This is a genomic window from Desulfobacterales bacterium (assembly GCA_029211065.1).
GTDB lineage: Bacteria > Desulfobacterota > Desulfobacteria > Desulfobacterales > JARGFK01 > JARGFK01.
This window is the reverse complement of sequence record JARGFK010000151.1, coordinates 1-8,192: the sequence shown is the minus strand read 5'-3', so window position 1 is coordinate 8,192 and position 8,192 is coordinate 1. Positions and strand designations below refer to the sequence as shown.

At 50.5% G+C, this 8,192-nt stretch carries 7 protein-coding genes; 1 reads left to right on the top strand and 6 read right to left on the bottom strand.

Going from position 1 to position 8,192, the window contains the following annotated elements; all coding sequences use genetic code 11:
* A partial coding sequence (locus P1P89_21090) for a class II aldolase/adducin family protein (protein ID MDF1594011.1) occupies positions 1-844 on the top strand: 844 nt, incomplete at its 5' end.
* A gap of 109 nt (positions 845-953) precedes the next feature.
* Here P1P89_21090 and P1P89_21085 read toward each other — a convergent pair.
* The 6 genes from P1P89_21085 to tmk all read right to left on the bottom strand — a co-directional run bounded on the left by P1P89_21085 (position 954) and on the right by tmk (position 7,941).
* Positions 954-2,705, bottom strand: coding sequence for a TIGR03545 family protein (locus P1P89_21085; GenBank protein MDF1594010.1), 1,752 nt, complete (start codon positions 2,703-2,705; stop codon positions 954-956).
* A complete protein-coding gene (locus P1P89_21080) occupies positions 2,702-3,223 on the bottom strand; it encodes a TIGR03546 family protein (protein ID MDF1594009.1) in 522 nt (173 codons plus the stop codon). Before P1P89_21080 ends, P1P89_21085 begins: the two co-directional genes overlap by 4 nt.
* 270 nt (positions 3,224-3,493) lie before the next feature.
* A complete protein-coding gene (locus P1P89_21075; GenBank protein ID MDF1594008.1) occupies positions 3,494-3,682 on the bottom strand; it encodes a 4Fe-4S binding protein in 189 nt (62 codons plus the stop codon).
* Positions 3,683-4,031: 349 nt separating this feature from the next.
* Positions 4,032-5,045: a hypothetical protein gene (locus P1P89_21070; GenBank protein MDF1594007.1), complete on the bottom strand. Its 1,014-nt coding sequence runs from the start codon at positions 5,043-5,045 to the stop codon at positions 4,032-4,034.
* A gap of 2 nt (positions 5,046-5,047) precedes the next feature.
* Positions 5,048-7,321 (bottom strand): cysteine--tRNA ligase, encoded by a 2,274-nt coding sequence (cysS, locus tag P1P89_21065; GenBank protein ID MDF1594006.1) that lies wholly within the window; start codon positions 7,319-7,321, stop codon positions 5,048-5,050.
* On the bottom strand, positions 7,318-7,941 hold the full coding sequence (tmk, locus tag P1P89_21060) for a dTMP kinase (GenBank protein MDF1594005.1): 624 nt from the start codon (positions 7,939-7,941) through the stop codon (positions 7,318-7,320). The genes cysS and tmk overlap by 4 nt, the downstream gene beginning before the upstream one ends.
* Between the last annotated feature and the right edge of the window lie 251 nt (positions 7,942-8,192).

Genomic DNA, 8,192 nt, shown 5'->3' with positions numbered 1-8,192 from the left:
TGTCCGTCTACCCGACCCTTTTGTTCTTTCGTTTCCGTTATCAAATCCCGCTGAATCCCTCACCGAGAATTCCTGGGCACCGGGCTTCCCTCTTGACACCTCTTCCTTCACCTTCTATAGTCCATCGAACAGTTCTTTTGTTTCTCTCCAAAAGTCTCCTAAAGTAGTGAAGCCCATGGACCACAATAAAGAAGCGTTTATCACCGCCTGCCGAATCCTGGAAAATGAAGGTCTGGCCACGGCTTTTTTCAGCCTCAGTTGCCGCATCGATTCCCGTCGCATTCTCATTAATTCAAACCACGGCCATACCCTCTTGACGGAAGAATCTATCCAGCTCCGGTCTTTGGACGACACGCCTGAGTCCGGGGCCGCCCATCATGCCATCTATAATGCCCGGAAAGACGTCAATGCCGTTGTCCATGCCCATCCGCCTTACAGCATTGCGCTGGGCACCGTGATGGATGAATTTCTGCCCATTCACCATTACGGCACCATCTTTCATGGAAATATCCGAGTATTTGAAAGCATCGGACAGATTAATAGTGAAGAGGGGGCGCAGCAACTCGTGGAATGTCTGGGAAACGGCCGTGCCCTTCTGCAGCGAGGACACGGCACCTTGGTGGTGGGAAACAGTTTGGTCGAAGCCGTATTGGCGACCATCTATCTGGAGGAGTCCGCCAGGATATTATACATAGCTCAGAATATGGGGAAACCCCGGCCCCTGCCGAAGAATCTGTCGGAACAGATAGGCTGCCAGGTGTTTAAGGACCGTTCCAACCGGAAAGCCTGGGATTTTTATAAAGCCCGCCTCCAGAAAGTGTGCAGGCATATTGTTTCTGAATAGTCTTTTTATGGCCGTCTTTTCTCATTGTTGTAAACAATAAGGGGCAGGCGGATGAATCCATCCGTTTGCCCCTTTTCAATCTGTTATTTATATTTTTCACAAAAAAAAATTAAAATGGCTTTTTCACATTGCCCAGCAGATTCGATCCCAACTTCAGTCGATCGGTGAGCTGAGAACCGATGCTATTAAAGCCGTTTTGATCGGTTTTAAGCTGATCAAGGGGACCACTCGCTTTTGCCAGCACCCCCTGTTTCAACTCTTTTTCAAATTTTTCAGCCTGCTGCTGGATCATTCGCCCGGCCGCGGATTTTAAGGCCTGGTCCAGGTCGGTGGACAGTCGAACGGTATAGTCATTTATCGGACCACTGACATCCACCTTGACGTTAAAACCCGAAAGCTGGGTCAGGGAAGACCCGATGGCACCAAAAACGGGGCCTTTGCCGGCGCCCTCAGCGACCCCGAGACTGGCCGATTTCAACCCGGCCGTCAAGTTGCCGGTCAGGCTGCCACCCTCCAGTTTTGCCTGGAAGTCAACATCCGCCAGCCCTTCTTTAATCATCACCGGCAGATCAGCTGATTGGGACAAAGAAGCATTTTGCACTTTATATTCCTTTATCTGCAGGGCGATCCGGTCCATGGGGGTTTGCGGATCGATCCGGTTGATGCTTCCTTCCAGTTTAATCGTCTGAATCTGCTTTAGTTTCTCGCCGGAAAAAACAAAGGTCAGGGGGCGGCCGAGAATATCCTGGTCCGGTGTAATATTTTCAATTTTGCCGGAAAGTTCGCCGGCCTCAATTACAAATGAAGCCCGGGCTCGCCGGATCAAGAAATCCGGCAGAGGCGTCTTTTCATTGAATCGGACATAGGTTCCGGCACCCCGCTGCGGTCGGGTCTCTTTTTCTTTTTCACTTTTCGGTTCGGGACGTTCCAGAAGGAACTTAAACCGTTCATACCATTCCGCTGCTTTTTGCATCCCGCCGCAGAGCTTCTGACCCAACACCAGCTTTCCCAGGTTGTCGAGCCCCTGGGGCGATATGGCATATTTTTGTTTAAGACGTTCGACGTCCTTCAGGGGGGCTGCGGCAATCTGTTGAAGCTGATTGCCAAAACCCGCTTTTATCTGATCGAACTGCTTTTGCGCGTTTTCCAAGCTGTCAAGGTCCGCCTGGATCTCCTTTTGAAGGGAAGACAGGTTCCCCACCGAGCCTAGAAAACCAGCTCCAAAGCCGCCGGGACCGGATTTAAGTTTTTCAATACGGTTGCGGTAGTCGTCAAATTTATCTTTTCCGGGAAGTTCCTGGAGCCGTTTTTGCCAGTTGCTGTTTTCGCCCTGCAGTTCATTTTGTAGTTTTTGAATCATCTCCAGAGACTCCAGTTTTTCCTCTGAAAGGATCTTCTGGATATCAAAGGTATCGAAGGCGGGCAGGCCGGCGCTGTCGCAAAAACCGTTGGACGGTTTTTTAGATGTCCGTTGGGATTCTTTTATTTTGGGTGTTTTAACCGCACCGGAAGTCTTGCGCGGTGTATTCATCTGAATACCCGTCAGAGACATCTCATCGACGATGATCTTGCGCCGTAAAAGCTGCAAAGGGTCCAGCAAAAGAGCCGTTCGCGAAATTTCCACAATATTTTCCATGGGCCTATCCGGATTGGTCACGGCAATCCCCTCCAGGGTCAAGCCCAGGGGAAAAAGCTTTAAATCAGCGTCTGTCAGCTCAACCTTTGCACCCACAGCGGTGGTGCCGTATGATTCAATGGTCCGCTTAACAATTCCGTCCACAAAAACCAGCCAGAAAATCGTCAAAATTAGTGAAAGGCCTATAAATACAAAAAGCCCCTGCCAACGAATCCATTTTTTCATGACCGACCTCCACACCCGGATACAGCCTGATAGACGCTGTAGAATTTGCTGGTTTTCAGCAGCTGCATGATCCGGGTTTTTTGGACCCATGCCAGAATATGCTCACGGTATCTTTGGATCATTAGATTCAGGAGCATATACAATGGGACAAATGCAATTACGGAGCAGACCAGGCTCCCCATTACGATGGAGTTGTTGAATTTGGCCAGCCGCAACAGGGTGATATTGTAAAAACCCGTCCACAGGCCATTCAGCGCACCGGCAGTGAGAATGCTTAAACCTGTCCAATGAAAAACCGGATCGAGTAGATAGGCGAGGCCGGTGAAAAAAGTCAGCCCCAGAATAAATGCCGAAAGATTGACCCGCAAAAGCAGCACCAGCAGGAAAATGAAAAAGTTATGAAGGCTGTATAGCGGGGTTAACCCGGCAACCATGGCCAAACAAAACGCCAGGCTGATTTGGCCCGGATCTGTTTCGGAATTAATAACCTTTAATAGTTTGGCGATCATTTTAATCATATGGCTGCAATCTCCTTTGGGTCCTTAAAAGCCTCTTGCGTTAACACCTTTATAGATCCATAAGCCATTAAACTTTAATAATTAAATATTGTTGTGTCAAAGGATTTATACAATCGGGTTTCAGGAGCATTGAAATGGGCGGTTGATTTTTCTGGCATGCGCTGCGCTTGATGCAGGAAAAGATGATGGGCTCAACTTAGGTCTAAAAATCATATTTCCCCTGATCTTTTTGATAAAAAAGGTCAGGGGAAATATGGCATCCGGGGCTGATTAAGTCTCTTCTATCTTGATAGCGTTTGCTTCACATACCTCGACACAGCTTTCACAGCCAAGGCATTCATCGGCATTGACAGGTACGGACTTGCCGTCCTGCATCTCAAAAACCTCTACCGGGCAAACATCCACGCATTCTTCACAGCCTTCACATTTTTCTTCGTCAACAATAGGATTAAACGCCATTTATAAAGCCTCCTTTCTGAGTGAAATTACTTATAGTCACATGCAATCATGGTGAGACCTCTGCAAAACGCCCTCTTTTGCTCAATTTCTGCGTCAGGCTCAAATTTTAATCCTCGAAATACTCAATGTATTCCTGTGGTTAAAATTATCGCCTTCCTTGAACTTGCACAAAACTGAGCATTTTTCAAAGGTCTCATGTTGATCATATTTAGGCTACCGGGCAAAGTCCTTATACCAATTAATCACGGTAGTCAAGCCTTCTTATTATTTTTTCGGTCCCGTCCAGTATAAAGCTTTACCCATTGAATATACTATCAATTTTTAAATGAAAAAGGATCCCGATCCTTTTTCAGCCTTCAGCCTCTTTTGTTATCTCAACCAGCCCGATGAGGGTATACTCCCGCTCCTCCGGCAACCCCCTTTTAGCCCCCTTAAGGGGGTGGTCGACACAGCGGGCAAAAAATACGGACGGGGATTCTCCCGGAATGCGATAAATCGCCAGATCGACCTTCAGGTTTGACGGGTCTGTCACCCCAAAACGGGCAATCAGGTTCGCCGCCATCGCGCCCGCATTTTCAGGGAATGAATCGAGAATCCGGCTCAATTCGTTCTGCCAGTCGGCATATCCTTCCGATAAGCAACTTATAATCGGCAGGGATGCAAGCTTTAAAACGTGTTCAGCCGCCGGCGCCTGTTCCATCAGAAATTCAAGCGCCTCGCGATGGGTCGTTACGAATACGGTTGGTTTTCCCGTGGGGTCGAAGGCGGAATCTTTTAAAAAAAGCTGCGACCACGCCAGGATTCTCGGTGGAATCATATAGCCGGCCGAATCAATCCCTTCCATAGTTTTCGGCCGCAAAGCGTTTTGGACCGGCGCTTCAGGTTCGCCGATGATATTCATGAACAGGTTTCGTTCAGCCTGATTCGTTGCAGCAAATTTCCGGGCGATTTCTTCTGATTCAAGATCATACGACTGTGCGATCTGGAGGAACACCCGGGCATTGAGCAGGGGATCTTGAGGCCCGGGGGCAACAGCGGTGCCCTTGATGTCCGCTTTGATCTGTAAGGTTGCGGTGTCATCAAAGAAAGGAATTGACCCTTTTTGACGTTTTAAGTAATCCAGCACACCGCCCCGGTGAAGTCCGGCCCATTTGCGGTAGTCCTTAACAAGAATATCAATTTTGTTGTCGTCGTCATCAGCAGGTATGGCGATATCGACCAATCCCTTTTGCGACAAAGCCAGCAATTGCAGGGGAACCAGCCGGCGGGTGGGCTGATAGATCCGAACCTGTTGAAAGCAAGTCTTGACAGCCTCGCAAACGTTTTCGGAAATATAGGTAAAAGGTAACAGAATTGCTTGCATAATCAGATCTTACCGTCCCTCAATGCGACCCCCCGCGCCTGCAGATCTTCCCGCAGGCTGTCGGCCAGTGTCCAGTTTTTTTCTTTTCTCGCTTTTTCCCTTTGCTGAATCAAGCGTTTCACCTCCTGATCCAGGGACACGATTGAGAAATCGAATATTTTCAGCACCGCATCCATATTACGGAACGCATCCGTTATTTTAGCTGCGGCAGCGGCGTCCAGCCGATCTTCAACAATCAGAATATTAATCCGTTTGATAATCCTAAACAGGGAAGCCAGCGCCGCCGGCGCATTCAGATCATCATCCATGGCGCCGGCAAACCCCTGTTTGATGTCATAAAGCAGTTGATCGGCTTCGGGATAGGGATGGGTCTGCTTTACAATACCCAGGGCCTGGATGCAGCTATCCAGCCGGCTTAAAGACCGTTTGGCGTAGCGCAGTCGACTGCGTGACAGGGTAATGGGTTTGCGATAATGGCTCGAAAGCAGCCAGTACCTGACTTCCCGGGCTGAAAACCCCAACTTGATCAGGTCTTGCAGGGACAATTCGGACCCGTTGGAACCCATCTCATCATCGGTTTGAACCGGCTCGCAGTGGGCCCAGTAGCGGGCCAGGGGTTTTCCGGTCAGGGCGGCGGCAATGGCATTTTCATTCTCATGGTGCGGGAATACCAGTCCGCGACTGCTGGTATGAATATCGAAGCTTTCGCCAAGGTATTTCATTGAAATGGCAGCGCACTGGATGTGCCAGGAGGGGCGTACGTTCCCCCATTTGGTTTTGGTATAGATACCCCGTTTCAGTTCCGACAGTTTGGAACGCTTCAGCAGGGTGAAATCGCGCGGGTTGTCTTTCTCGTATTCATCCAGATCCACCGTGGCCCCCAGTCTGATCTTGTCGATGTCGATGCCGGACAGACGGCCGTAATCTGCAAAACGGCCGATGTTGAAATACAGAGATTTGAGCTTTTCATAGGCAAACCCCTTGGCTAAAAGTTTTCCGGCCACATCAACCATCTCATCGACATGCTCGCTGGCAGGGGGGTAATCCGCGGCGGGCTTGATATTTAAAAGCGTCAGGTCTTTCATAAACGCGTCGATATGCCCCTTGGTAAACCTGGAAAGATCCATACCGGCTTTTTCAGACCCGAGAATGGTTTTATCATCCAGATCGGTAATGTTCATGACATGTTTGACCGCATAGCCCCGAAACTCAAGATAGCGGCACAGCAGGTCCGCAAAAACCATTCGCCGGCACTCCCCCGGATTCATTCTGGCATAGGCGGTGGGCCCGCAGGAATACATGGAAACTTTGCCTGGAACCATCGGTTCAAAAGGCTCCTTGGATCGACTCATGGTGTTGAAAAGCTTTAAATCGACTTTTTCACGTACGGTAAACAGCGGCGTGCTCAGGTAGCGTTCACCGCTGTCGGGCAGGATCACCACGATCGTGCCTTCCGGCATGGCGGCCGCCTCTTTGATGGCGACGACCATGGCGGCCCCGCTGCTCATTCCCACAAAAAGGCCTTCCTCTCTGGCCAGACGCCGGGTCATTTCAAATGCTTCTTCATCATCAATATTCACCTTTTTATCCAGCCGCGCCTTTTCAAAAATTTCAGGGCAGTAGGCTTCCTTCATGTTTTTAAGCCCCTGGATTTTATGCCCCAGATAGGGTTCGACCCCGACGATCTGAATATCCGGATTAAACTCCTTCAGCCGTCTTTGCATGCCCATGAGCGTTCCGGTGGTTCCCATGGCCGCCACCAGCGTGGTGATCGCCCCGCCGGTCTGCTGCCATACTTCCTGTGCGGTTCCGTCATAATGCGCCCGCCAGTTGGCCGGATTATTGAACTGATCGGTCATAAAATAGGCGTCGGGATTTTCACGCGCCAGGCGGTAAGCCTCTTCGATGGCGCCGTCAGTGCCGAGATGGCCCGGCGTGGGCAGGATATCGGCGCCGCGCGCCTTCAAAATCTTCCGGCGTTCCACACTGACCGCTTCTGACATTGTCAGCAGGAGCTTGTAGCCTTTCACCGCGCAAACAAGCGCCAGTCCGATGCCGGTGTTGCCGCTAGTTGCCTCAATGACGGTCTTGGCGGGTGTCAGCTCCCCGGACGCTTCCCCGGCCTGAATCATAAAAAGCGCCGGCCGGTCCTTGATCGAGCCGCCGGGGTTAAAGTACTCCAGCTTGGCCAGCAGTCGCGCCCGTGGGTTCGGGTTCATTTTTTTAATTTCAACCAGGGGGGTATTGCCGATGGCTTCTAAAATAGAATGATTCATTGTGCAAAAACTTTCAAAATTTCCTGTTGAACGTCATCGACATCCCGGCCGGCGTCGATAATGCGGAAGCGTTCGGGTTCCTTGCGGGCTAGCGTGAGATATCCTGAGCGGACCTTTTCATGGAACGAAAGCGCTTCTTTTTCAAAGCGGCTCTCCCGACCGGTGCGGTTGCCGTTGTTGATCTGGGCCCAGGCGCGCGACAGGCCCGTTTCAGGGGGAAGGTCCAGCAGGAAAGTGATATCCGGCCGAAGACCCGCCAGCAGCAGCTTGTGCAATTGTTCAATCAGCTCGACATCAAGTCCCCGGGCATAGCCCTGATACACCAGCGTGGCATCGAAATAGCGGTCGCACAGGACGGTCTTGCCGGCCGCTAATGACGGCCCCAGCAACTCCTTTACATGCTGAACGCGGTCCGCTGTGTACAGGAGCAGTTCCGCCAGGGGGCTCATGCCTTTACTGGCCGGGTCCAGCAGAATGGCGCGGATTTTTTGACCGATCGGAGTCCCCCCGGGTTCACGGGTGATGACGCACTCATGCCCTTTTTTGCGCAAAAAACCGGCGACATGCTTTACCTGGGTTGTTTTTCCGGAACCTTCGATCCCTTCAAATGTAATAAACATAGCCTTTTCAATACCGTAACGATTTATATTTTATCTCACCGCCCATTCGCTCCGCTCATTCGAGACACAGAGATCACGAAGGAACCTTTCTTTATGCCCATCGGGAGACGGCGATGGGCAAAAAACTGACTTCCATATTATATTTACGAAACAGAGTGCTAAGTACAGTATTTCATAAACTGGGTATGCAGTTAACTCAACCGCCCACTATATGTAGAGGGTTACCTCCAATAATCATTTGGCGCGACACA